The following is a 26,473-nucleotide window of genomic DNA, read 5'->3' as shown; positions in this document are numbered from 1 at the left end:
AAGTGCTTCATTTACGCATATTTGATAGTTTTGTGGTAAACATCTACTGTCTGAGCAGCAATATTTGACCAATTCAAGTCTTGCTGAGAGCGAGATAGGGCTGCAATTTGCATTTTTTGCTGCAATTGATCATCACTTAATAAATGAATAATTGCCTTTGCTAAGGCTTCCACATCACCCGGTGGAACCAATAAACCATCTTCTTGATCGCGAACTATCTCTTTTAAACCTCCCACTTCCGAAGCAATTATTGGCGTTCCCATACCATATGATAAAGCTGCTACGCCACTTTGAGATGCCTCAATATATGGCAGAATAGTAGCTGTGCTACGTTGAAATAACTTCACTACATCTTCATTAGAAATAAAATTATTAATAATTTCGTAGCGCTGTTCATCATATCCATGCGGAAAATATTGATGAATATTTTCGCCTCTACCAGCAATAATTAGCTTGACATCAGGAATACGTTCAGCAACTAACGGCATTGCTTGTAGCAAATATTTTAAGCCTTTGTACGGCCAAATTCTGCCAAAAAATAGCAAGGTAGCTGGTTCTTTCGGGGAGCTATATTTCTGTGTACGGCGATGATATAAACTGCCAAGCTCACCATGTGGCAGAATATTAATTTTGTCTTTTGGTATGCGAAATTGTTGATTTAAAGTTTCTTGATGCTGTTGTGTATGGACAATTAATTGTTGGGAACGATAAAACGCTATAGGTCGAGTATATTGAGAAGCAAATACTTGTTCTCCATCCCCTGGGTGACCAAACACATCGTGAATTGTTGTCACTAGGGGCGGCATTTTAGCGAATAAAAGATTTAATAAATACCAAATATCATTAGATTCTTGAACATGGAGAACATCAGGCTGAACTTCTCGAATAATATGCATCATCTCGGCTATGGAACGGATATTGCGAGGATGACGCATGGGTGGTTTTTCAAATCTTAGTACTGGAATACGTTCATCGAGTACACCTTTGCAAGCAGGGGCACTCTTTTGTTGCTGGATTAAAGTTAAATCAACATAATTGACTAAGCTATTGGCTAATTCAATAGTGTAATCATCAAAGCAAAAATTGAGTAAAGCGACTTTAATAGCCATTTGATTTACAATTAAATTTTAATTAAAAAAATGGATGAAATGCTTGAGATTTTAATTATTATGTATTAGTAATTGAGTAACCTCATCTCTAACATTTTGATTTTTGGCTATTTGACAGTAAACAAATAAATTTAATCTTTAACGACATGAGATATCGTTAAAAATACTGTTAATTAGCCTTCTTTAAATATTTTCTGCCTGATTTTATGAATACCTCCTAATTGTTGCACAGTCATTGCACCCATTAATAAGCCGTAAGCACAGATTGATGCAATTAAAATTACTAAGAAATCTAAATTGAGCTTTTCTAATAGCACAAATACAATTAACATTAAAAATGTAATTAGTAGTGGACGACGCAGGACATTCCATAGACGCAATGAAAAGAGACGGCGATATGTAACATACATATATAAACTAAAGTTTACTAAAGACATCACCAACCCCATCAATGCGGCACCTAATAACTTATACTGTGAAATAAATACTATCCCTGCTAATCCTCCAACTGTAGATGTTAAAGCAACTTCTAAAAGATTAAACTTCTCTAGACCGTTAGCTATTAACAAATAACTGAGTGCTTTAGAAAATGTACCTGCAATAATTCCTAATGAAATCAGATGTAGAATTGTATCTGCTTGTAAAAAGCTTTGATCTTTATAAACAAATAATAATAAATCTTTGCCAAAGAACCACAATCCTAATGCAAAAGGTAACCCCATACAAAGTAGAAGCTCAATAATATTTTCTGTAGATTCTCTTTGTTCTTCTTTACCCAAATATACTGCCTTAGACATACGGGGAAAGGCTGCCATATTTGCACTATTGGCAACAATATAAAATGGCTGCATCAATTGTGTAACAGCGCCATAAAGACCTATTAAAAACTCATTCCCTAACAGGGAGAGTATGAGTACGTCTAACTTACCAGCAATAATTCCTACACCTTCAAGAGCAAAAAATGTCCGAGCAGCTTTGATAGTATTGAAAATAAAGTCTCGCTTAATTTGCCATTGAGGTTGAATCATTCTAGTGAGTAAAATCCACTGAATTATAGTAATTAATAATTCAGAAATTACTAATATACCCGCAATATGTACTACTCCATAACGCATTTGCATAACCCAAAGCATTACCAATAAACGCAGGATGTAAATTGGTACTGTTGAGATCGTAATTAAATGCATTTTTTCTTGGGCTTGGAAAATCGCTTCTGTAATGTTAGAAAGCGCAAAGGGCAAAATAGCTAAACCCATAACGTAACAAACAATTGATGTGTCAGCGCTATAGGGTAACAAAAATACCCAAACTACAAGTCCTAAGTAGCCAATAAAGCTGAGAATTAGCTGCAACAAAGTCCCACTCACGAGATAAACAGGAGTTTCTTCTGGCGAACGGGAAAGTTCTCGCGTAAACAAAGTCTTTAAACCTTGAGAAGCAAGGTTAACAAAGATATAGTAATAGCTAATTGCTAATAGGTATTGACCTAAAGCGTAAGCTCCCAAATTACGAGCTATAGCCGCAGTTAAGACAAAAGTTGTAACTCCTTGTGCCAGACGATTTATTAAAAGTGACAGAGAATTGATGAGAACTTTTGTCTTTCCCATTATCTATATTTTTGGTGTGATTTTGTTTTTTTGAGTAAAACTCGGTATGGAATATTTAGACTAGATTTATACAGAAGCTACCGCAGTTTTGTGACTTGCTTTAGATATTTTGCTATCTTCCACAAGTTAATATTTCTGGATAGTGTGAGTACTCAGTATTGCTAATTAATAGAGTTTAATAAGCGCCTTCTTTAGTCAAAACTACTTTGACTGTTTTGAACAAAATTTCAAAATCTAGCCAAAGTGACCAATGTTCAATGTAGCTAAGATCCATCTGGATTACTTGTTCAAAATCTAAGATATTGGATCTGCCTGAAACTTGCCAAAGACCTGTAATCCCAGGTAAAACATCATGACGGATAAAATGATGTTCAGAAAATTTATCTACATCTCTGGTAGGTAAAGGTCTAGGGCCAACCAAACTCATTTCTCCGCAAAGAATGTTAAAAAGTTGAGGGATTTCATCTAGGCTATAACGACGCAGGAATGAGCCTACACGGGTAATGCGAGGGTCATTTTTAATCTTAAAAATGATTCCATCTTTAGTCTCGTTTAATGCCTCTAACTCTCTTTGCAGTTTCTCTGCATCCGATCTCATTGTTCGGAATTTCCATACTTTGAAAGGTCTGCCACGTAAACCAATGCGGGTTTGTCGATAAAATACTGTGCCGGGAGAATCTAACTTGATGGCTATAGAAATTGCCAGAAAAATTGGGGATAACAAAAATATTAAGATTGCTGCTAAACAAAAATCCAAACTTCTTTTGATCCAAAAGTCCTTGGCTGTGATGATGGGGCAATCTAAGCTAAGACAAGTTACGCCACCAATCTCATTAAATTCTACATTTCTATAAATGTTTTTGATTTCCGCTGACAAAAGATGTACCAGGATGCCAGATGACTGAAATAGCCAACGGATAAACATTCTATTTTTGATGGCATTCCAAGCAATAAATACTTCAGTTACGCCTAAATCATTGAGTTTTTCTAAAGTCTCTTGGCGATAGTAACGATCTAAACATCTGGGACTAGCAGTTCCGCAGATGATGTAACGCTTTTCTTTTTTGATCAGGCTGATAAACTTTTCGGTATCTTCGGGATCGCAAATAATAAAAACATAAGACTGTCCTAATATTTTGCGATGACGAAGATGTTCAAGTGTCAGATTTGTGGCAAATCTGCCCAGACTAACTAAAGATGTACTGAGCAACCAAGACCAGATTAATGTTGTACGAGAAATTTCAACATCAGGTTGGTATAAAAATACAAAAGCTAGTATTAATCCGTGGGCAAAAGTTAATGTTTTGAGAATATTTAAATAGTCGTAACGCTTTTTTCCAGGTTGATAATTACCTTGAATGGCTAATGCTACTATTTGAATAGCAATAGTCATGAGTATTGGTGAAAAAGTGCTTGGTATTTGCCAAGTGAAATCTACAGCATCAGTATGATATTTAGCCAATATCCAAGCTAGGAATAGAACTGTGGAGTCTAGTAAACCTAGAGTGAGGAATCGTAGCCACCATAAGCCCTTTCTTAGCCTAATAGGTACAGATGCGCGTAAGTCTAGTGGTGCCTCTCTGAAGGGGGCATTAGTTACAGTTTTTATTGTCATAAACTTTAGTTTGATTATTCTCAGTCAGCAAGGATATTTGTTTGCTGAATTGCAACTTGAGTTAGGTTGATTAAAAACTTGAGTGCGAGGTTAAGTAAGCACTGCAATTATGTTCAGCAGCAAGGTGCAAATAATTTATATATGCACAAGGAGTTCTTGCTCTTCAATTTGTAGAAAATTTACAGCCGAAGAGACTGCTAAACTGGTTATTTATTAGTTCTTAATTCAAACTTTACGTAGTAGCAAGACGTAAGTATTTATGGTTTCCTCTTGGTTTTTGTGGCTTGCTTATCCATTACTTAACTATAGTAATTAAGGTTTTGGTTGCCACATTGCCTTTTCGCTCTAGCTATAGCAATTGTCAGGCATTAGCTAAACTATGTTGCTGGCAAGAGGTAACATATATCCGGTTGGCAGAATGTAATTCCCACATCATAGCCTCCGAATATCTCATTAAAGAGCTTACTGAACTTGCCTCCCCAACTGGTAATACTACTTAGATATTGTCTCACCAAATTAACAATTGATGAATCTATCTCGAGAGGGGGATGAACTTCAGTAGGTAGATTGTCCCTGGTGTTTAGAGCTATCTGTTTCATCTAACTCGACTTTTGGTTTCGCATGAAAGAGCGTTCGCTAGTTAGAAGTTAACATTTCTAGCTCGCATACCTACAAAATTCACTGCATCTTTACCGAGTATTTAATTTTTATGTCTCACCAAATTTATTTTATGTTGATAATATAAAGAAGATTTTTAATTACGTATTTATGCTAGAATTACCGAACAATTACTAAAACTAATTGTTAAGTTAAGTAAAACTTAATTATTCATTCCTATGGATATACCAGCTAGATGTGCAGTAGTCCAAGCACTTTGGAAGTTAAACCCACCTGTCACGCCATCTATATCTAACACTTCCCCTGCAAAGTAAAAACCTGGAATCAACTTACTTTCCATTGTTTTAAAGTTGACTTCTTTAAGATTAACACCTCCACAGGTAACAAACTCTTCTTTAAAGGCTCCTTTACCTGCAATTAAGTATTCTCCTTGAGTCAGCTCTGCCAACATCTTGTTTAAAGTTTTGTTAGACAGTTCTGCCCATCGGTATTCTGTAGTTATACCTACACGCGTAAGAATATATTGCCAGAGACGGTGCGGTAAGTCAACGCCACGATGTAGAGCAATCGGTCGCTTTCCCCATTCAGTTTTGACAGCTAAGATTTTTTCCTTTACTTGTTCTGGTGACAAATCAGGTAGCCAATTAATGAGTAATTTCGATTGATAGCGGCTTTCATATAAGACTCTCGCACCCCAAGCTGAAAGCTTCAAAACTGCGGGGCCACTTAAACCCCAATGAGTAATCAGTACAGATCCAGTTTGTTGTAAAGCAGCTTTACCACTCATAGGCAAACGCAACTGTACGGGGTTAACACTGATTCCGGCTAATGCTCTTAATTGTTGATCGGGAATATTGAAGGTAAATAAGGAAGGGACAGGCGATACAATTTGATGACCTAACTCCTGGGCAATTTTATACCCTACCAGGCTGCTACCTGTGGCAAGGAGTAAGCGATCGCACTTTAGCTTCTCTCCCGACTTCAAAATTATCTCAAACCCTGTTGTCTCAGTTTCTCGTTTGACTGCAACCACAGGTGTCCCAACACGCAGTTCTACCCCAGCGTTGGTGGCTGCATTCATCAAACATTCAACAATAGTTTCTGAACTATCGGTGATAGGAAACATCCGCCCATCAGATTCAGTTTTCAGCGTGACTCCGCGTTTAGCAAACCAAGCTATTGTATCTTGGGGTAGAAAGCGCGAAAAAGCACCCCGCAAGGCTTTTTCGCCTCTGGGGTAATTTTGCACCAGCCTCTCGGGTTCAAAGCAAGCATGAGTGACATTACAGCGTCCACCACCAGAAATGCGGACTTTTGCTAGTGGCTGACGGCTGGCTTCTAATAAAATAACTTGGGCATGAGGATTAGCATTAGCGCAAGCGATCGCACCAAAAAATCCCGCAGCCCCGCCCCCAATAACTACAACTTTCAACGGTAACAAGTTTACAATCGGTCTCAATCACAACTACTTTCTAGCCTAGTACAACAAGGCAAAAGTCAAAAGTCAAAAGTCAAAAGAAAGACATAGTTATAGCACAAGCCTTTTAGCAATTACAGATGGGCTGTTTCTCTTACAAAGTTTGGCGGGACGGAAACCGACACCGCCAACTTTGCGCTATTTACGCCGACTTGTACTAGCTGTGATTTTCACACTTATTCTGCTGGTTCAAATTCTTCTTTCGCAGCGCCGCAAACCGGACATACCCAATCATCGGATATTTCTTCAAAAGTTGTGCCTGGTTCTACCCCACTATCTGGATCGCCTACTTCGGGGTCGTATTCATAGCCACAGACACTACAAATGTACTTAGACATTGTACTTTCTCCTGGTAAATTGCCGATTTTGCTGCACTTTACCATAGGCTTCCTACCATCCATCACTAACTGGGGAGGGGGTTTATCATTTGTCTTTGGGTAATAGGTAATTGGTAATTGGTAATGGGAATTTCTCCCCTTTCCCCCTTTTCTCCCTCATTCCCCAATCCCCTAAAACCGCCACCAAGTTTTTTGCACGTAACTGAGAATTGCAACTGCGATCGCTGCTAGAAATAACAGCCAAATAATGCCACCAGGGAGAAAAGTCAGAACCCCAAACCCTCTCAGCAACCATACGGCTATTCCCATGCCTAAGAGGATACCGAAAACTTGGGTTAATCTACGATTTAAAGAAGATTGACTCATCTATTTTTCCTTGAATATCAATATTTTTTGAAAGTAACTTGCATATTTGATAATCTTTGTGCCATTCTATCCTTTATAAATTTCCTTTTTTACTTAATAGTGTGACTCGCGTAAAAGCGTTTCAATATTTTATTTAAATTTGCTTCATCTAAAATACATATTCTCTCAGTATATTCACTAAAAATTTACTGAGAAATCACTATTTCCGGAAAATAGATCTGTTGAACTGCAACTAGAATTTAAGGGGTTGAACTCGATCCAGTTTGTAGGTTTGCAGTTCAAATATATGTGGATAAGTTGAGGAGTCAAGGTAGGAAATATGTCTGCGTCTCAAATTTCAGACTCAACTATTAAAGGTTCAGATATGCCTTGGAGTCAAAACGAGCAAAAATTGCTCATACAGGGTGAAATCTTGGTAAAAACGGAATCGCACACCGCGTGGGGTGGTGCTGTCACTGCTTGGATGTATGTTCCACTAGTGCGATCGCAGGTTTGGCAACAATTAACTGACTACCCCCGTTGGGTACATTATTTTCCTGACATTACTAAAAGTGAGGTTGTGTCTAAAGGAGAAGTTAAGCGTCTGTACCAAGCTGCACAAAAAGCTTTCTTATTTTTCACAGCACAGGTAGAAATTTATCTGAATGTTGTGGAAGTTTTGGGACAGCAAATTCAGTTTCGGATGGAAAAAGGAACGTTTGAAGACTTTAAAGCTAATTTAGAGTTACAAGATTGCGGAAATGGCACATTGCTTGCTTATAATGTGCAAGCCACTCCCAATCTCTTGATTCCTTCAATTATTATCCAACAAGCAATGAACTTTGAATTACCTGCTAATATGCGTAAAATGCGGCAAGTGCTTTGTAAAGGTCAATAACAGCAATGTCACAGGCAAAAGCTATTTTGGAATTCTGGTTTGGTCATCCTGATGAACCTGGTTATGGCAAACCTCAGACTTTTTGGTTTAGCAAAACACCAGATTTTGATCGGGAAATGACCAACCGTTTTCTGAAAGATTACCAAAAAGCAGCTGCGGGATATTTAGATGATTGGGTAGATTTACCAGAAACTTGTTTAGCTTTGATTTTGCTGCTAGATCAATTTCCCCGGAATATGTTTCGCGGTACTCCCGAAGCTTTTGCTACTGATTGGGAAGCGCTTTCAGCAGCACAGCAAGCGGTGGCGAGACAGTACGATCGCGAATTTTTGCCTGTACAACGCTGGTTTATCTATTTACCCTTTGAGCATAGTGAGAATTTAGAGGATCAGCGCCGTTGTGTGAAGCTATTTCAGCAAATTAGTCACGATCCTGAGAGTGCTGGTGCTATTAAGTATGCCTTTCGCCACATGGAAATAATTGAGCGCTTTGGGCGGTTTCCCCATCGCAATAGTATTTTAGGACGACCTTCAACTCCAGAGGAAATAGAGTTTTTAAAGCAGGCTGGTTCGTCCTTTTAAGGTAATTTCATTGCAAGACGCTTTCTAGATAGAAGAAAGCGTCTTCTACCAATTCTTATTTTCCACACAATATTCTTCTACGCTATAAACAAACAAAACCAGTTCGCCTGTGCAAGCAGGTAGCAGATTTAAATTTAAGAAAAAAGTTCCCGACTAGGCTAAATTCAAAGAATCATCAGCATAATTAGACTCTGTTTCAAACCATACTTGGTCTAGCTCGTTTTCATTGAAGTTGTAACCGTGAGTCGCTGCAAATCTCACAATTTTACTTTTATCCCAATGACAACTGCCAAAAAATCCTCGGCTACAGCACTTGTTTTGGTATTGATCGTAAATTGCTGGTTCTGACATTAATAGGTCATAAAATGCTTTAACCTGTTCTAGTGCCATAAAATTTTTCCTGATAATATTAGTTTTCTTATTTACTCAAAACTACATGACAATAAACCCGGATTCCGGGTTAATAATTTAGCCTTCAAGATTCTGCTTCAAGTTTTTACAAAAACTTGAAGTTCTTGTACTTAGTATCTGGTTAATTAATGCTCTAGGTAATCCATATTGATGAGTTCGCAGCTAGACGTAAAGTGCTGACTACGAGCTGGTTTACCTATCAAAAAAAATTGCATTAGGGATTTCCAAGAAATAAATTATTCCATCTTGTGGGGCGGGCATCTTGCCCGCCACATAATCTGGGCGGACAAGATGTCCACCCCACAATAAATACTGGGATATTTTTTTATTTGGAAGTCCCTTAAATGCTAGTCATAGTCATTGAGGTTTTTGTTTGGATTGTATAAGTTGCACGCAAGCCGTCTACAATCAAAAGGCATATTTCTACAATTTCAAAGCATACTAGCGATCGCAATTGAGTATTAACTATTAAAGGTGATTGTAAAAAATTATTATAATGCGGTTTTTGCTACTTAGGGGGAATTTTTTTTTAGAAAAAATAAAATTTTTTGCAGGTGTTTAACTAAATAGCGATCGCTCATCACTTGAGTAAATATACTTGTGTGTGTTCAATGCGGTTCGGATAAGTATTTTGCATTTCCCTCATGATTTGGGAAAAGGGTAATGGGAAAAGGGTAAGGGTGAATTCAATCCTTTTCCCTTTTTTCGTTAAGCAAACTATATTGTGTGTGTAATTCCAAGCAAAAACGCCAAGATTTATAGTAAATCTTGGCTTTTTTGTAATAAGGCTATCAAACTAGTCATCCATACCAGGGTTTGGTACAACTAAGTATGAAAATCTGTCTTTCCCATGCCCTATCCCCAATGCCCCATGCCCATCTAACTACTAAACACTTCCACAGGTAAGCGGCTGAAGGAAAGGCGTTCATTTTGGACATCGACAAAGATAGAGTCGCCATCGTTAAATTCGCCGCGCAAGATAGATTTGGCAATTTGTGTTTCTAACTCGCGCTGAATCGCTCGCTTCAGTGGACGTGCTCCAAATACAGGGTCATACCCTACTTCTGCTAAAAAGTCAAGAGCAGCATCAGAGAGCCTCAAGGACATCTTGCGATCGCTAAGTCTTTGGCGCAACCTATCAGCTTGTAGCAAGACGATTTGGCGTAATTCCCGCTTCTGCAAGCTGTGGAAGATAATTAATTCGTCAATACGGTTAAGGAACTCGGGACGGAAACTATTACGCATGGCTTCCATTACCCGATGACGCATTTCGTCGTAACGCGCATCATCGCCAGCGACATCAAGAATGTACTGGGAACCGATGTTGCTAGTCATAATAATGATCGCATTTTTGAAGTCTACCGTATGACCTTGGGCATCGGTGACTCGACCATCATCCAGAATTTGCAGGAAGATGTTAAATACATCGGGGTGGGCTTTCTCGATTTCATCGAAGAGAATTACTGCATAAGGACGACGGCGAATTGCTTCTGTCAGTTGTCCGCCTTCTTCATAACCAACGTATCCCGGAGGCGCACCAATTAAGCGCGAGACTGCGTGCTTCTCCATGTACTCTGACATATCTATCCGCACCAAAGCTTCTTCGGTGTCGAACATATATGCTGCTAAGGCTTTGGCTAACTCGGTTTTACCTACACCTGTGGGCCCTAGGAAAATAAAGCTAGCAATGGGACGGTTAGGATCTGCTAAACCAGCACGCGATCGCTGAATTGCATCGGCTACGGCTGTGACTGCTTCTTCTTGGCCAATGACTCGGTTGTGGAGTTCATCTTCTAAGTGCAGTAGTTTTTCTTTTTCGGATTCCACCAACTTACTAATGGGAATTCCTGTCCACTTAGAAATCACTTCCGCAATATCCGCTTCCGTAACTTCCTCACGTAGGAGGGATTTACCAGTTCCTTGGGCTTGTGCGAGTTCGCTTTCAGTGGCTTCTAGTCGGCGATGTAAGTCGGTTAACTTACCATACTTTAATTCCGCAGCTCGATTGAGGTCATAATCCCTTTCTGATTGCTGAATTTCTAAATTAACGCGGTCAATTTCTTCTTTGACAGCCTGAATCTTATTGATAATATCTTTTTCAGATTGCCATTGAGCATTCAGGGTTCTTTGTTCTTCTTTGAAATCTGCCAGTTCTTTGTCTAGCCTTTCCAAACGTTCACGAGAAGCTGCATCGCTTTCTTTTTGCAAAGATAGCTTTTCCATTTCCAGTTGCAGAATCTTGCGATCAATTTCGTCAAGTTCTTCTGGTTTGGAGGTAATCTCCATTTTTAATCTGGCGGCGGCTTCGTCTACTAGGTCGATAGCTTTATCTGGTAAGAAGCGATCGCTAATATAGCGACTAGATAAAGTCGCCGCAGCCACTAAAGAACTATCGGAAATTCTTACCCCGTGGTGAACTTCATAGCGTTCTTTCAACCCCCGTAAGATAGAGATGGTATCTTCCACGCTGGGTTGATCAACATAAACTTGCTGGAAGCGTCTTTCTAAAGCTGCATCTTTTTCGATGTACTTGCGGTATTCGTCTAAAGTTGTCGCCCCGATACAGCGCAATTCACCCCTAGCCAGCATCGGTTTGAGTAAGTTACCCGCATCCATTGCGCCTTGGGTTGCACCAGCACCAACGACAGTATGAATTTCATCAATAAATAAAACTATATTGCCGCCAGATTCGGTAACTTCTTTTAATACCGCTTTTAAACGTTCCTCAAATTCACCCCGGAATTTCGCCCCTGCAATCAAAGCACCCATATCTAAAGCAATCAGCTTCCGGTCTTTGAGAGACTGGGGGACATCACCGGCGACAATTCGCTGTGCTAATCCTTCCGCGATCGCAGTTTTACCTACACCAGGTTCACCAATCAATACGGGGTTATTCTTAGTCCGGCGAGAGAGAATTTGGATGGTGCGGCGAATTTCATCATCGCGCCCAATCACCGGATCAAGTTGACCTTTACGAGCCGCTTCTGTAAGATCACGTCCGTATTTTTCCAGTGATTGGTATTTACCTTCTGGATTTTGGTCGGTCACTGTTTGGCTCCCCCGAATTTGTTTAATAATATTTTTTAGTTTGCCTTCGTCTAAACCAAATTCTTGGAATAAACCTTTACCAAAGCGGTCATCTTTGGCATAAGCGAGCAACAGATGCTCAATAGAAATAAAATCGTCCTTAAATTCTTTACGATAACCATCCGCCCGGTCTAAAAGTGTATCCAAACTACGTCCTAAGTAAACAGAAGTACTGCTACCGGATACCTTGGGCTGACGTTGAATAAATTGTTCGGCGCGTTGGCGAAGCCTCTCTGGAAGAGACTCGCGGACTTTTTGCAGATTCACACCTGCTTTGGTAAATATACCGCTAGCTAGCCCTTCTTGTTCTAGCAGCGCTTTCATTAGGTGTTCGCTTTCTATCTGTTGTTGCTGATATTGTTTAGCGATATCTGGGGTGTGGGCGATCGCTTCCCAGGCTTTTTCTGTAAATTGGTTGGGATTAGTAGGTTGCATAGGCTTTTGGAGAAACCACTCCAGACACAGAGGGGATAATTAGCACCCGCAAACAACGGTTCATCCGCCCTTGCTAAGTGTTGATGGTAAAGGGAATTTAGATTAGTTCTAATAAAGTCATTGTAAGAAAAGCGTGACAACTAGCTGGATCGGTCTTCACATCTTTCTTAAGTAGTAGTATTAGCCCCAATAATGCTCGGTTAAGGATTGTCAACTCTTAATTTGGTTTGGGAAAAGGTGTACCCCTGCGGGGAAGCAAGCTACGCGTAGCGTCTGTGCAGGAGAAAGGGGAAAGGTTAAAGGTTTTTTCTTGTCCCTTTTCCCCTTCCCCTTTTGCCCTTAACCAAAAAGTATTGGTATTAGCCCAAATAACAATGAATAACTCCACCCCCGAAGTTATAGGATTTTTAGGCATGGGGAAGAATTACCTGATTCGGCTGCTTTGAAGAAAGCGATCCCCCGCCAGAAATATAGTGATTTATGGCGAAAATTGGGAATACTGACATTGTTGTAGGCGATCACTGTCTTGTCCCGCATTCTCACTTAAGTAGTATCGACAATGTCCCCCTCTGTGTACCATAATTTTTTTCGGATTCGAGAATGACCCCCAACGAAGGGGAGTTGCCGTTAAATATTGCTTACTCACTGCTTATGCAATATTTTTTAACGGAAAAAAAGTAGGTTTTTTCATTAAATATCCCTTACTTCTATTCCTCGTTTTTTACGTAATCACACTTAAGTAAATGTAAGTAAACACACAATAATATTAAGAGAATATAAATTATTGTCGCCTACAATCCTTTCTCTGCTATAAAGTATGACAATAATATCTATGTATGAAGTGTGTGTAAAAACATAGAGTCACCCCAACTGATAGCCACTAAAAATAAACCGTAAATACCCGGATATTCCCCTAGCCCTCCTAGAGAAATTCCGCAATAACACGGTTACATGGATTTGTCGTTCCGAGCAAAATGACGATATCCAGAAAAGGAGGGTAGATTTATGACAAGCCCTGTAATGACGGTGATTCGAGTCAACCTGGAGAAAGCGAAAGAGGTGGCTCGAAATTGGGAACGAGCTTCATATCCTGAACTGAGTGCTTATTGCTTGGAAATTTTACGGGAGATTGGATGTTCTAGTAATGAACTCCCGGTAAATCTACAGACTCGTGAGCAACAGCTAAATTTCATCACAGGTTTTGCATCTTATGCTTTTGGGGAGGTACTCAATGTCCAAAGCGCTAAATGAAGAAATATTTAACGAACCCGAACAGGTAGAAGAAGTTTCCTTACCTGTAACTGAAGAAGATTTGTTAGTTTTATTGCAAAAATTTGCAGGCTACGAAATCCCTACAAAGGTATTTTCCCAAGCCGTAGCTATTGCTGCTTATGACCGTGCATCAGCTTTCCGTTACGCTGATAATTATGTAAATATTCTCAAGAATAAAACTAAACGTAAACAATGGCTCAAGTTAGAGCCTGCACCTGATTTTCGTCTCGAGCAAAGATACGCAGATTTACAAAATTAGAAGTTGCAATCTTCCCATTAAGAGTAGAATTGATACTTCAATAGAAATGAATCTGTCTTCACTCGAGAAAAGATGATTCTTCGATTTTTAGACGTACTCAACCTATTTTCTTAAAGAATCACTTGTACCATTGCACTAAGAATTCAGCAACTTCATGGGCTTGCTCTAAAAATACTCTAGTTTAGGTTTCTTTTCTCCATTGATGGATTTGGAGGAGTTGGCTACTCTGCTTACTGAAAATTAATAACGTCCAAATCCAACATCCATGCAATTTTCCCTAAATTTTAAGACTAATCATCAAAGTCTAGTGCCGCTACAGAGTAACTCATAAGCACTGAATTATAGGCTTTTGCACTGTTAGGAATCTGAACTTTATTTACGCAACTATGTAGTAATATACGGATTCTCATCTGTCTGGCAAAGACGACTGTATCTACCTTATTGCTTATTTTCTTAATCAATCTAAGTTTGTTTGAAATTGCTCAAACCAATTAAGTAAGTCGGTGGAATTTTAAGATAACTAGTTAAGGCTGTTATTTGTCATTAGTCATTGGTAAGAATTGCAAGTCTATTGACATTTTGTAATCTAGTTTCGTTGATTTCCAACCACTTATTTATTATCTTTATTTCCTCTCAAGCTATACCTAGTAATTGCTGATGTTGTGATGGCAATCTACCGTTGAATGCGTGCAGTTGATGAGTTTTTCACGGTGCCTGTTGCTGTACATCTATCTGCAATTACTATTTTTTTGCCTAAGCAACTTCAGCTAATACTATCATTCGCTAATCACTGAAGCAACTACGAAACTTTGTACTAGCCTAATTTATGAAAAAATCTCAGCCATGTAGTAGCGTGGCAAGGCTAAAATGTTGCAATAATTTTTCTTGTGGGGTGGACATCTTGTCCTCCCTGGACGGGTGAGACACCCATCCCACAAGAGTTTTTTTATGCACTATTTTAGGCGTGTCAGTCCATTAGGATGCGTTAACGAAGTGTAACGTACCTTTCCCGAAGCTGATTATCAGTCCCTATTTTAAGAAGGGAATTTGCGCTCTCGCACTTCTAGCGCATAGTCTTGTACGGCTTGAGTGATGGTATTTCGCAAATTAGTATAAACTTTAGCAAATGGGGGATTTTTTTCTGCAAGCCCCAGAATGTCAGAAGTAACTAATACTTGACCATCACAGTGAATCCCTGCACCAATACCAATCGTGGGAATACTGAGCTTTTGCGTAATCTGCAATGCTAAATCGGCGGGGATATGCTCTAACACGATCGCAAAAACACCTGCTTGTTCGAGAGCGATCGCTTCATTTAAAATTCTCTCTGCGCTTTCTTGGGTTTTACCCTGTTGTCGCAACCCAAGTTGATGGACTGATTGCGGTGTCAAACCCACATGACCCATAACTGGGATACCAGCTTGTACCAAACGTGCGATCGTTTCTACCATTGCCGGGTAGCCACCTTCCAACTTGACAGCTTGTGCGCCCGTTTCCTTCAGTACCGACCCAGCCGAATGCATAGCTTGTTGGATGCTTTCTTGATAAGTCAAAAATGGTAAATCTACCACTATCAAAGCCCGCTTTACACCACGGCGCACTGCTTTAGCGTGGTATAGCATTTCGTCTAGAGTAATTGGCAGTGTTGTTTCATACCCAAGAATTACAGACATAGAATCCCCAACCAGGATTAAGTCTACCCCAGCTGCATCAAGCAGTTGTGCGATCGCATAATCCCAAGCTGTCAACGCTACAATTGAGCGTCCTTGTTGTTTCCATTGAATTAATTTTTGGGTGGTAACTACCATTTTCAACAGAGGATTAGATATTAGAGGTTAGGGACTAGAGTTTAGAGATGAGAGGCTAAAGTTAAAAGTTAACATTTATTGGTTAGAGCCTAGGGATTAGAGATTAGAGTTGCAAGGAAACAGTAAAATCACCAATTCTTCTTTTCTAGTCCCTAGTCCCCAGTACCCAGTCCCCAATCCCTACTTCACAGCACGACTAAAAGCCAAATGGGGCTTTGCTGTACCCACTTGGGGCATTAACCAAGCCAGACCTTCACTAGTGCCAATCCACAACTTATTGGCAATATCAGGTGCAAGGGCAAGTACCCGGCTAGAAGGCAGCCCTGCAACTTGGTCTAATACAGCTCCTGTATTTGGATTTAATCGTAACAAACCATTGTTGGTACCGATCCAAACACTACCATCCTGGGCAAAACGCACTGCCGTAACATTACGCCCACGTAAGCGAGTCACAGAACGCAACACAGCACCCGTTTTCGGGTTAATTACTAGCAAATTATTTGGCATTCCTGCCCAAATTAGCCCTTCTGGACTAATAGCTAAAGCTTGCACGGTTGATCCAGGTAAATCAGCAATCCGCTTCATAATCAAAGCATTTGCACTATTTACTCTGATCAGTCCATCTAAAGTACCAACCCACAAATGACCATCAGCATCTAAAGTTAGGGCATTGGCGCTAACACCAGGCAAATTTTTTAACGTGGTCATAATTAAGCCTTGGTCAGGACTAATTAAAGCTAAACCGTTATCAGTACCCGCCCATAAATAACCCCGCTTGTCAATTAATAGTGATAACACCCGTTTGGAAGGCAAAAATAAATTTTGCGCGGTGATTTCGCTGGTGCGGGGTTCAACGCGAATTAGCCCCTCATAATTTCCTACCCATATACGCCCTACTTTATCTTGGGCTAAAGCACTAATAGCCACATTCGGTAAACTAACGCGAGACAAGATTTTACCTGTTTTGGGGTCAATATGCGACAAGCCCCGCCAAGAAGCTACCCACAGATTACCTGTAACATCTCCTAACAAGTTAGTTACACGGTAATCAGTTTCTATGGAATTTTCTTGTAATTCTCGTTGATCTGGTAATGGGTCTACTCGCGGAGGTGGCGCAGAAGCAGGGTAAGCGGGAGTTGGTTTAGATGAATTAGTTTCCGGTTTTTTTTGTGTTGGAGCAGGATTCGTAGTTTTTTGCGCTCTGACTGGATTTGTCAAGGCGACCATTCCAATACTTGGCAGCACAATTAATCCCGCCAGGATAGAACTAATCAATACATTAGTACGCTTATAAAAAAACACCACGGTGACATTCCCTTTAGTGACAGTACCCAAGCCATTAGGCTGCTTACAGAAGTCAGGGAAAGGGTTTTAAAAGATTGATAAGCTATTCTGCTGTTAAGTTGCACAATCTATCGTGAAGACTGTTGACGGTTGACCGTTGACAGTTAACAGCCCTGATTAGTAGTTATGCAATTTAGACGCGCATTAGCTTATTCCTTTTTCCCACTGCTAAAGATATCTGTCGCTGAAATTGGCTGGGGATTAATCTCAGTGTTCCCCTAACAAGTGTTTTTCAAACGCCTGTAGCAATTTTTCTCAGGAATTGGGTATTTGGTGTTGGGTATTTGGTGTTTGTCTTCTCAGTTCCCCATTCCCCATTCCCCATTCCCCATTCCCCATTACCCATTACCCATTACCCATTACCCATTACCTATTCCCAATCCCGTTACAGCCTCAAGGTATCATTTGTAAACTATTCTTAACAAAATGTTTAAAACTTTATGTAATAACAAATTTAAATATATAAGTTAAAAAGTTTCAAAGTATAACTTATTGATTTCTTGATATATTGTGAGACAAGCTACAAATTACGTGGTGTGCAATTTTTGTCTTGCGCTCACCATTCCTCTAAACCCACCAAAGCCAAATAAGTCTGAGAATTTCCTTAATTTATAAGGAAAGCACCAGATTTATGTGCAAAAAACCCAGATACCTAGATCCTCCTTTAGGAAAAATGGGTATAAGCCGTCCTTGCAGAACAGCAGGGTAAATTTGGCCAGGCAACTTATTAGAAGAGTGAGACAAAGAGATAAAAAGAACTTATATGCCTGGGAAAGAGGAAGAGTAGAAGCACACAGTTGTGTGAATCTTAAAAGGAAGTTGGTAATCATGTCTTGGATAAGTTACCAAATGTTCCTAAACCGAAACCACTACCCTTTGCCATAGAAAACCCCTAACAAAAAAAATTTTCTGGAGCTTCCCCCCGCTGACTCGGGGAGAGCGCGGGGTGAGGGGAAATTGCACTAAGCGTAGTTTGTTAAGTAATAAAGTGTGACTTCTTGGAAGGGAATTTATGTCTTACGCTCAAACGAAGACTCAGTCAAAATCTGGGTATAAAGCAGGGGTTCAAGATTACAGACTAACTTATTACACACCCGATTACACACCGAAAGATACAGATCTTTTAGCGGCATTCCGTGTGACACCCCAGCCTGGTGTTCCCTTTGAAGAAGCAGCGGCAGCAGTAGCGGCTGAGTCTTCTACTGGTACTTGGACAACTGTGTGGACAGATTTGCTCACCGACCTAGATCGCTACAAAGGTCGTTGCTACGACATCGAACCAGTTCCCGGTGAAGATAACCAATTTATTGCCTACATTGCTTATCCTCTAGACCTGTTTGAAGAAGGCTCTGTTACCAACGTTTTGACCTCAATTGTAGGTAACGTGTTTGGTTTTAAAGCTCTACGGGCACTGCGTTTGGAAGACATCCGCTTCCCTGTAGCTTACATCAAGACTTTCCAAGGCCCTCCACACGGTATCCAAGTTGAGCGTGACAAATTAAACAAATACGGTCGTCCTTTGCTGGGTTGTACAATCAAACCCAAACTAGGTCTGTCTGCTAAGAACTACGGACGCGCTGTATACGAGTGCTTACGCGGTGGTTTGGACTTCACCAAAGACGACGAAAATATCAACTCTGCACCATTCCAAAGATGGCGCGATCGCTTCTTGTTTGTTTCTGAAGCTATAGCTAAAGCTCAAGCAGAAACAGGTGAAATCAAAGGTCACTACCTGAACGTTACCGCCCCCACCTGCGAGCAAATGTTGCAACGGGCTGAGTTTGCTAAAGAACTCAAACAGCCGATCATCATGCACGACTACCTCACCGCAGGTTTCACCGCCAACACTACATTGGCTCGTTGGTGCCGCGATAACGGTATTCTGTTGCACATTCACCGTGCTATGCACGCTGTAATCGACCGTCAAAAGAACCACGGTATTCACTTCCGTGTATTGGCTAAAGCCCTACGTTTATCTGGTGGTGACCACATCCATACCGGAACCGTAGTTGGTAAGTTAGAAGGTGAGCGTGGTATCACAATGGGCTTCGTTGACCTGTTGCGTGAAAACTATGTTGAGCAAGACAAGTCTCGTGGTATCTACTTTACCCAAGACTGGGCTTCTCTACCTGGCGTAATGGCAGTTGCTTCTGGTGGTATTCACATCTGGCACATGCCTGCACTAGTAGAAATCTTTGGTGATGACTCCGTACTACAATTCGGTGGTGGTACACTTGGTCACCCCTGGGGTAATGCTCCTGGTGCTACAGCTAACCGTGTAGCTTTAGAAGCTTGCGTTCAAGCTCGTAACGAAGGTCGCAACTTGGCTCGTGAAGGTAACGACATTATCCGCGAAGCCGCTAAGTGGTCTCCAGAATTGGCCGTTGCTTGTGAACTGTGGAAAGAAATCAAGTTTGAATTCGAGGCAATGGATACCGTCTGATAAAGGCTGAAAGTGGTATGGATAGAGGCTGGAGTTAAATTACTTCAATTATTTCATCCTTTATCTTTCATACTTCATACTTTATTAAGGCTGGGGTCAAGCATGAATCTAAAACAAATTGCGAAAGACACAGCCAAGACTATCCAAAGCTACTTGACTTATCAGGCACTAAGGACGGTACTGGCACAGCTAGGCGAAACTAATCCTCCATTGGCAATTTGGCTACATAACTTCTCTGCTGGCAAAGTTCAGGATGGAGAATCATATATTGCCCAATTGTTAAAGGAAAAGCCAGATCTGGCATTGCGGATTATGACTGTGAGAGAACATCTTGCTGAAGAAATCACAGATTTTTTACCAGAAATGGTTCGGACTGGCATTCAGCAAGGCAATATGGAACAGCGTCGCCAGCATCTAGAACGCATCACTCAAATGGATACATCAGACCCCAGTCTACAACCAGAACAGCAAACAAGCTCCGATCCGAACTTGGATAACTTATCCAGTTAGACAATCAACTTAGTAAAAATCGCAACCCATTATCAACAGCTATGCAAACTTTACCAAAAGAGCGCCGTTACGAAACCCTTTCCTATCTACCTCCCCTATCTGACGCTCAAATTGCCAAGCAGATCCAGTACATCTTGGCACAAGGTTACATTCCAGCAGTTGAATTTAACGAAACCTCTGAGCCAACCGAATTATATTGGACATTGTGGAAGCTACCTTTGTTCGGCGCTAAATCTACTCAAGAAGTACTGAACGAAGTTCAAGCTTGCCGTTCTCAATATTCCAACAACTACATCCGTGTAGTAGGCTTTGACAACATCAAGCAGTGCCAAATCCTCAGCTTTATCGTTCATAAACCTAGCAGATACTAAAGCTTGCAAGCTGAATTAATCTCGGGAAATCATTACTTAGTTTATTGATTTCCCCCAGAGAGGTAGAATAATCTGCCTCTTTTTTTATGCTTTTTATTTAAAATAATTTGCAGATTTTGCATCGCTACGGTAATGTCAAAATTTCAATCCGAACCAAGAGAAATCCGCATCTGTTTCGTCGGTGAATCTTTTATTAATGGCACAGGCGATCCTGATTTTCTAGGATGGACAGGTAGAGTATGTGCTGGTGCTCATCAAAGAGGATATGAGATTACTTACTATAATTTAGGCGTGAGAACGGAAACTACCCGATTTCTTAAGCAACGTTGGCGACAAGAAGTTTCTTATCGCCTGGCTTCGGAATATGACGGTCGAGTTGTATTTTCTTTTGGGGTCAATGATTCGGGATGGGCTGGTAAGCAGCAAGGAATTGACTTAACAGAATCTCTCGAAAATACTCGCGCTATTTTAACTGAAGCCAAGCAGCTTTACCCGGTTTTAATGGTAGGGCCACCACCTTGTGGAGATGAAAATCAAGAACAGAGAAACCAACAAATTGCTCATCAATCTCAGCAGTTTGCTTTAGTTTGTCGTGAACTTGATATTCCTTATCTGGATGTGTTTTCTACTTTAGTTAATTCATCTATTTGGTTAGCTGAAGCCAAAGCTAATGATGGCGCGCATCCCAGAGCCGCAGGTTATGCAGAGTTTGCAGCTATTGTGCAAAATTGGGATGCTTGGTTAAGCTGGTTCACATTATAAAAGAATTGAAAGTTATATGATGTAGGGGAGCCAGTTGCGTGGGCGGGTTTCCCGACTTGAGCAAACTGGCGTTGTGTTGTCGCGCAGCGCAACGCACCAACGCAGAATCAAAAATTCAGGTGCGTTAGCCTACGGCATAAAACACCTTACCTTAAATTAATATTTTTTAGTTAGGGCTTGCAGAATAAACAAAAAACCTAGATAAATCAAGAGATTTGGGGGGACAAAAGAGAATAAAGTGCAAGGAAAAAGGATAAAGTAAGTAAAAACCCTTGTAGCAAGTTGCGTTGATATGTATCGAAAAGCGCAAAAGCAAGAAACAGCAGCAGAAGACTTTGAACTACCCTTTGGGGGAAAACTAGCCTCAGATAACCGTTGGGTAATCATGGCGGAGATGATACCTTGGTCAGAATTTGAAGCAGAGTACGCAGCAATATTTTCAGCAGAAATGGGCGCGCCAGCCAAAACATTTAGGATGGCATTAGGGGCATTAATAATTAAAGAAAAACTAGGCATAAGTGATAGGGAGACAGTAGAGCAAATTAGGGAGAATCCCTATCTGCAATACTTTATAGGAATGTCTTGCTATAGCAATAATGCCCCATTTGATGCGTCAATGTTAGTTCACTTTAGAGAAAGAATAGATATAAAATTAGTTAACAAACTGAATCGAGAAATAGTCAAGCAAGTGTTAGAAAGTAAAGAGGAGGTAGAAGTAAAATCAAAAAAGTCAGAAACCGAGGATTTAAAAAATGAGCCGACCAATCGGGGAAAATTAATATTAGATGCGAGTTGTGCGCCAGCGGATATCAGTTATCCCACAGACTTAGGATTATTAAATCAAGCCAGAAAGCATACAGAAACAATTATAGATATTTTATATAACTCCCTCTTGTTAAAGAGTATCAAAAAACCGAGAACCTATAGAAATATAGCTAGAAAGAATTACTTATTGGTAGCCAAAAAAAGAAAACCGACCATTAAAGAAAGAAGGAAAGCCATTAAACGGCAACTACAATATATCAAAAGAAATTTAGTTCACATTCAGCAGCTAATGGAGTTAGGTGCGTCACTCTTCAACCTGAGTAATAGGCAATATAAGAAATTACTGGTAGTAGCAGAAATTTATCGTCAACAACTTTGGTTATATGAAAATAAAAAAATTAGTATAGAAGACCGTATTGTCAGTTTAAATCAACCACACATTCGTCCGATAGTCCGTGGTAAAGCTGGAAAAAAAGTAGAGTTTGGGGCAAAGCTTTCAGCTAGTTGCTATGATGGCTATGTATTTTTAGACCATATTAGTTGGGATAATTTTAACGAATCAGGCGACTTAAAATCACAAGTAGAAGCCTACAAAAACTACACCGGGTATTATCCTCAATCAGTTCATGTTGATAAAATTTATCGCACTAGAGACAACCGCTCTTGGTGTCAAGAAAGAGGAATTAGAATTAGTGGGCCACCTTTAGGGAGACCACCTAAAAATGTCAGTCCTGAAAAAAAGAAACAAGCACGAGAAGATGAGCTAATTCGTAACTCTATTGAGGGTAAATTCGGACAAGGTAAACGAAGATTTAGCTTGGGTAGAGTCATGGCTAAACTTCCTCATACCTCTGTCACTGCTATTGCTATTACTTTTTTAGTCATGAATCTTTCTACCCTTGTTTCACGGCTTTTTTGGGAATTTTTATGCCAATTTTTCAACATTACATCTTTTTTCACTTCTTTTATTAGCAAAAGTGATGTTCCGTTTGATTGCAGACAACAAAAACTTATATTTGCTCTTCCCTGACTACTGAGTCAATTTTTCTCTTGCCTTGGAATGACTTTTTCAGCAAGCCCTAGTTAATTATTGACTGCGATCGCTCTCTATTTACTCATACTTAAATTAGCTAGGGTTTGTAAATTTGGAACTTCTAAATCAGCTTGAGCAACTACTGGTAAGTTAGCACCAGCACCTTCTTTCCCGGCTCTGCGGTTAACCCAAACTGTTGAGATTCCTAAAGATTGGGCTGGAATAATGTCATGATAAACGCTACAAGCAACGTGCAATATTTGTTCCTTAGGTAGACCAATTCTGTCGATTGCGGCTCTAAAGTTATTGAGAGCAGGTTTGTAGCTTTTTACCTGCTCTGCTGTAATTATCCAATCAAAATCAACTGTTAAATGTTTTGCAGAATCAGCAAATAGATTGTCATCTACATTAGAAATAATTGCCAGATTAAACTGGTTTTTTAGAGATTTTAATGCCTCTACAGTATCTGGGAAAGGTAGCCAATTCTTAATTGAATTGCTAAGAGAGTATAATTCTTCATCACTGGGTTTAAAACCAAGTTGCTCACCCAATCTTTCAACTACTTTTCTCAGAACTTCTTTATATGTGAGATATTCTCCTTTTTGAATTTCTGACTCAAATTGTGCAAAAAGCTGCAAAATTGTTTCATCATCTAAATTCTGTTTGTGGTTAGTCAAAAGTGGCTTAAATGCGGCTAAGATACCACTTTCCCAATCTATTAAAGTGCCATAGCAGTCGAAAGTTAAAACCTTGTACTGGTTAAAATTAATCACGTAATCTGCTCCGGATTAATTAGAGGATTTACAAGTTTGTTACTAATCAAATTCCGTAATCATCTGCGTTACCACCGAATAGCTTCACAAAAAAGCGGTAAGACAACGCCTTAACCTAAATTTTTACCGATTTTAACTCAACCTTTGCTAATGGTGGAAGCCTTCATAAGAAGATTATGGGGTCAACATGCTAAAATACGTAAATCCGATAGAGCTTTAGATGTATAAGCATCATATACTCAGACCAAAAATCCAGGTGACAGGTTTTAAGCAGTTAGTGTGCAATGCCTATAGAGCATTAAATGCATAAAACTGCAGCTTCTCGTGCATGTCTTTTGAGAAAAGCAAAATGCAGTTGAGACAGACAAAACTATCAAAAAATCAGATAACGCTGTGTTGCGAAGTTAATTAGTAACACTGTGCAAACAATCAAAACTAGTAGTTACCTATTTTTAAGTAACTATCATGTTTCTGTAGCTTGCGTGAGTAGCATCTACATCTCAAGTATGAGATGTGCAGTTTGTTCTTTGGAGTTTTCTTAACTAGATGTGAGGAGTGCAAATGCTTGAGGCTATCGCTGTTGCTTGGCTATTATTATTTTTTGGTGATTTCCTTTCAACTTTCGTTTATCACATACCCGAGCATGTTTTTGGTAGCCTCCACCTAAAAACGCATCATTGTTGGAAGAAAGATTTCCGCCACTATGCAATTTTGACTTTAAATCCTGAAGTTTTATTAGATGGTGTGCTGGGGGCTTTGCCATATTTAATCATGGCAGTAATTTTGTGGTCTTTCTCTCCAATTGGTGTAATTTCTGGGCTACTTTTGGGACAGTTTCATGTTTGGTGGAGACACATAAGTGTTTTGGCTTGGGAAACTCCAAAACCTATAATTATTTTGTGCCAAATTCTATTTATCACCACTCCTGAGAGACATTGGCTACACCATCAAAAAACAAACCAAGGTTTCGGTGATATTTTCACTTTCTTTGAGCAACCTTCGCTGCTGTGGTTGCGTTGTCTACGTCTGTTGAGGATTAGGTTTCGTTACTCACGCATCTAGCTAAGGTAGGGTTTAGGTAAAAATTACTCTGAAGAAGAATAGGGAAAGGGAAAATGGTAAGAGAGGGAGTTTCGCGTATGAATTTGAATTAGGGAATCTCTGCAAACTACGAAAAATCAGAATTTTTAGCCTGTATTTGCAGGCTTTTTTCATATATCCGTTTGTTTGAAGATTTTTGAGATTGTGAGATTAAATCCGCTTTTAGCTACTATTGATCACAAAACAGCAATAGCACGATACGCTTGGGTTAAGCTTATTAGCCATTGATTTGTCACTTATTAAAGAAGCAAGCTCAATTGGGGGATTCTCCCCCAAACCCCCGATTGGGTGACGGTTGCGTCCCCCAAACCCCCTCCAAAATTATTGTTCGGTTTTTTGTTGAATAACTAGTACAGCACAGCGTAAATAAACCACCCATTTGAAATGGGGAAAAATCTGGCAGTATAAGTATTCTTTCTTTTTACTTTTTACTCCTGCGGAGTTCGCCAGTTGCTTTATGCCGACGGCACTTCCTTCAAGTCGGCAAAGCCGCCCAACGGAGTGCCTTGGGAACCCGTCCACCGCACTGGCTCACTTTTTACTTTTGCCTTGTTGTAATAGTTTTTTGGTTTTGTTATCAATTAATTTTCTTAACTGAACTGTATTTAGCTATAGCTACGATAGGATCAATAATTTTAAACTAATACTTCTTGATAATGTCTTATAGCGACTTCTCACTATCAAAAGTCAAACGCGACTTTAATTTAACTACAGTTGAAGGTGTACGCTTTTTACCCGAAACCCAGCCGATAGAACCTAGTCCTTACCTCAAAGAAGCATTAAGCGAAGGGCTACCCTTAGCAACAGCGACTGGTTCAGAAAAAGCTCGCTCTGAGTTAATTATTAGTCCTATCCTTGTAGAAGTTAGGAAAATTCTAGAACGTAAAATCAGCTTTTTTTCGGGTGAAGATTTTACTGTAGCACCTGAGTTGGGTTTAAGTGGAGTATGTGATTTTTTGATTAGCCGCTCACCCGAACAAATATTTATTGAAGCACCTGTAATCGTAATTATTGCAGCGAAAAAAGGTGATTTAAAACCTGGTTTAGGGCAATGTGCAGCAGAAATGATTGCGGCACAAAAATTCAATGATGCTAATAATATACCAACTAAAGCAATTTATGGCAGTGTTAGCAGCGGCACAGCTTGGCGATTTTTAAAGTTAGAAGAACAAACACTGACTATTGATTTCCATGATTATACTGTTCCCCCTGTGGAAATATTATTGGGGATGTTGGTTTGGATGGTGCAGGAAGGGTAAATATTTTGGCGATCGCTTTCACGGTAGCACAAGCTGAAAGCTAACACAGGAAATTTTTATTAGCACAAATATAAGTGATTTATAAAAGAAATTGCTGCTAATTCTGCGCGATTTAATGTTAGTCAAGCATAAATTCTGTACTAGAGACTACAATTCTCTAAATTCTTTGCGATCGCTTGCGGAAAAAATAAATTTTTGTCTGAAAGATAGTGATTTAAAATGATATTAATAAGATGGCTCTATAGTTAAATA

At 39.8% G+C, this 26,473-nt stretch carries 23 protein-coding genes; 11 read left to right on the top strand and 12 right to left on the bottom strand.

Annotated features, from left to right (window positions below):
* Positions 1-11: 11 nt before the first annotated feature.
* The 6 genes from HGR01_RS06610 to HGR01_RS06585 all read right to left on the bottom strand — a co-directional run bounded on the left by HGR01_RS06610 (position 12) and on the right by HGR01_RS06585 (position 7,130).
* Positions 12-1,109, bottom strand: coding sequence for a glycosyltransferase family 4 protein (locus HGR01_RS06610; protein WP_045869234.1), 1,098 nt, complete (start codon positions 1,107-1,109; stop codon positions 12-14).
* 173 nt (positions 1,110-1,282) lie between these two features.
* Positions 1,283-2,716, bottom strand: a complete 1,434-nt coding sequence (locus HGR01_RS06605; protein ID WP_045869235.1) for an oligosaccharide flippase family protein — start codon at positions 2,714-2,716, stop codon at positions 1,283-1,285.
* A 175-nt stretch (positions 2,717-2,891) separates the two neighbouring features.
* Entirely contained in the window at positions 2,892-4,331 is a 1,440-nt protein-coding gene (locus HGR01_RS06600) for a sugar transferase (protein WP_045869236.1), read from the bottom strand.
* An 820-nt stretch (positions 4,332-5,151) separates the two neighbouring features.
* On the bottom strand, positions 5,152-6,390 hold the full coding sequence (locus HGR01_RS06595; protein ID WP_045869238.1) for an NAD(P)/FAD-dependent oxidoreductase: 1,239 nt from the start codon (positions 6,388-6,390) through the stop codon (positions 5,152-5,154).
* A 212-nt stretch (positions 6,391-6,602) separates the two neighbouring features.
* Entirely contained in the window at positions 6,603-6,764 is a 162-nt protein-coding gene (rd, locus tag HGR01_RS06590; RefSeq protein ID WP_045869643.1) for a rubredoxin, read from the bottom strand.
* Between the two features lie 171 nt (positions 6,765-6,935).
* Complete coding sequence (locus HGR01_RS06585; protein WP_045869239.1) at positions 6,936-7,130, bottom strand: hypothetical protein; 195 nt, start codon at positions 7,128-7,130, stop codon at positions 6,936-6,938.
* Positions 7,131-7,449: 319 nt separating this feature from the next.
* Between HGR01_RS06585 and HGR01_RS06580 the strand changes: the two genes are divergently transcribed.
* Together HGR01_RS06580 and HGR01_RS06575 are read left to right on the top strand one after the other, a co-directional pair.
* On the top strand, positions 7,450-8,007 hold the full coding sequence (locus HGR01_RS06580) for an SRPBCC family protein (protein WP_045869240.1): 558 nt from the start codon (positions 7,450-7,452) through the stop codon (positions 8,005-8,007).
* Positions 8,008-8,012: 5 nt separating this feature from the next.
* The gene (locus HGR01_RS06575) at positions 8,013-8,588 is read left to right on the top strand and encodes a DUF924 family protein (protein WP_045869241.1); all 576 of its coding nucleotides are present in this window, start codon (positions 8,013-8,015) and stop codon (positions 8,586-8,588) included.
* A 153-nt stretch (positions 8,589-8,741) separates the two neighbouring features.
* On the opposite strand, the gene HGR01_RS06570 is transcribed toward HGR01_RS06575, so the two are convergent.
* The 3 genes from HGR01_RS06570 to HGR01_RS06560 all read right to left on the bottom strand — a co-directional run bounded on the left by HGR01_RS06570 (position 8,742) and on the right by HGR01_RS06560 (position 13,058).
* Positions 8,742-8,978 carry a Nif11-like leader peptide family natural product precursor gene (locus HGR01_RS06570; RefSeq protein WP_045869242.1) on the bottom strand — a complete coding sequence of 79 codons (237 nt, stop codon included), beginning with the start codon at positions 8,976-8,978 and terminating at the stop codon, positions 8,742-8,744.
* A gap of 900 nt (positions 8,979-9,878) precedes the next feature.
* Positions 9,879-12,521, bottom strand: a complete 2,643-nt coding sequence (gene clpB, locus HGR01_RS06565; protein WP_045869243.1) for an ATP-dependent chaperone ClpB — start codon at positions 12,519-12,521, stop codon at positions 9,879-9,881.
* 396 nt (positions 12,522-12,917) lie between these two features.
* The gene (locus HGR01_RS06560; RefSeq protein WP_168160951.1) at positions 12,918-13,058 is read right to left on the bottom strand and encodes a hypothetical protein; all 141 of its coding nucleotides are present in this window, start codon (positions 13,056-13,058) and stop codon (positions 12,918-12,920) included.
* A 468-nt stretch (positions 13,059-13,526) separates the two neighbouring features.
* Between HGR01_RS06560 and HGR01_RS06555 the strand changes: the two genes are divergently transcribed.
* Both HGR01_RS06555 and HGR01_RS06550 read left to right on the top strand, forming a co-directional pair.
* A complete protein-coding gene (locus tag HGR01_RS06555) occupies positions 13,527-13,772 on the top strand; it encodes a hypothetical protein (RefSeq protein WP_045869245.1) in 246 nt (81 codons plus the stop codon).
* Positions 13,753-14,052 (top strand): hypothetical protein, encoded by a 300-nt coding sequence (locus HGR01_RS06550; protein ID WP_045869246.1) that lies wholly within the window; start codon positions 13,753-13,755, stop codon positions 14,050-14,052. Before HGR01_RS06555 ends, HGR01_RS06550 begins: the two co-directional genes overlap by 20 nt.
* Positions 14,053-15,086: 1,034 nt before the next feature.
* On the opposite strand, the gene panB is transcribed toward HGR01_RS06550, so the two are convergent.
* Both panB and HGR01_RS06540 read right to left on the bottom strand, forming a co-directional pair.
* The gene (panB, locus tag HGR01_RS06545; protein ID WP_045869247.1) at positions 15,087-15,860 is read right to left on the bottom strand and encodes a 3-methyl-2-oxobutanoate hydroxymethyltransferase; all 774 of its coding nucleotides are present in this window, start codon (positions 15,858-15,860) and stop codon (positions 15,087-15,089) included.
* A 180-nt stretch (positions 15,861-16,040) separates the two neighbouring features.
* Positions 16,041-17,195, bottom strand: coding sequence for a two-component regulator propeller domain-containing protein (locus tag HGR01_RS06540; RefSeq protein WP_045869248.1), 1,155 nt, complete (start codon positions 17,193-17,195; stop codon positions 16,041-16,043).
* A 1,021-nt stretch (positions 17,196-18,216) separates the two neighbouring features.
* On the opposite strand from HGR01_RS06540, the gene HGR01_RS06535 reads away from it, so the two are divergent.
* From HGR01_RS06535 to HGR01_RS06515, 5 genes are all read left to right on the top strand, one after another.
* Positions 18,217-19,647, top strand: coding sequence for a form I ribulose bisphosphate carboxylase large subunit (locus HGR01_RS06535; RefSeq protein WP_045869249.1), 1,431 nt, complete (start codon positions 18,217-18,219; stop codon positions 19,645-19,647).
* 102 nt (positions 19,648-19,749) lie between these two features.
* Entirely contained in the window at positions 19,750-20,157 is a 408-nt protein-coding gene (rcbX, locus tag HGR01_RS06530) for a RuBisCO chaperone RbcX (protein WP_045869250.1), read from the top strand.
* Between the two features lie 41 nt (positions 20,158-20,198).
* Positions 20,199-20,528 carry a ribulose bisphosphate carboxylase small subunit gene (locus HGR01_RS06525; RefSeq protein ID WP_045869251.1) on the top strand — a complete coding sequence of 110 codons (330 nt, stop codon included), beginning with the start codon at positions 20,199-20,201 and terminating at the stop codon, positions 20,526-20,528.
* A gap of 132 nt (positions 20,529-20,660) precedes the next feature.
* Positions 20,661-21,290 (top strand): GDSL-type esterase/lipase family protein, encoded by a 630-nt coding sequence (locus HGR01_RS06520; RefSeq protein WP_045869252.1) that lies wholly within the window; start codon positions 20,661-20,663, stop codon positions 21,288-21,290.
* 292 nt (positions 21,291-21,582) lie between these two features.
* The gene (locus HGR01_RS06515) at positions 21,583-23,085 is read left to right on the top strand and encodes an IS5 family transposase (protein WP_045869909.1); all 1,503 of its coding nucleotides are present in this window, start codon (positions 21,583-21,585) and stop codon (positions 23,083-23,085) included.
* A gap of 77 nt (positions 23,086-23,162) precedes the next feature.
* On the opposite strand, the gene HGR01_RS06510 is transcribed toward HGR01_RS06515, so the two are convergent.
* Entirely contained in the window at positions 23,163-23,861 is a 699-nt protein-coding gene (locus tag HGR01_RS06510; protein WP_045869253.1) for a haloacid dehalogenase type II, read from the bottom strand.
* 561 nt (positions 23,862-24,422) lie between these two features.
* Here HGR01_RS06510 and HGR01_RS06505 point away from each other — a divergent pair.
* Positions 24,423-24,923, top strand: a complete 501-nt coding sequence (locus tag HGR01_RS06505; RefSeq protein WP_045869254.1) for a sterol desaturase family protein — start codon at positions 24,423-24,425, stop codon at positions 24,921-24,923.
* Between the two features lie 695 nt (positions 24,924-25,618).
* Positions 25,619-26,221 (top strand): hypothetical protein, encoded by a 603-nt coding sequence (locus tag HGR01_RS06500; RefSeq protein ID WP_045869255.1) that lies wholly within the window; start codon positions 25,619-25,621, stop codon positions 26,219-26,221.
* Positions 26,222-26,473 lie beyond the last annotated feature (252 nt).

The sequence above is a fragment of the Tolypothrix sp. PCC 7712 genome, assembly GCF_025860405.1.
In the GTDB taxonomy this organism is placed as follows: Bacteria; Cyanobacteriota; Cyanobacteriia; order Cyanobacteriales; family Nostocaceae; genus Aulosira; species Aulosira diplosiphon.
Note: the sequence above shows the minus strand (reverse complement) of the source record. Positions and strands in the feature narration are given on the sequence as shown.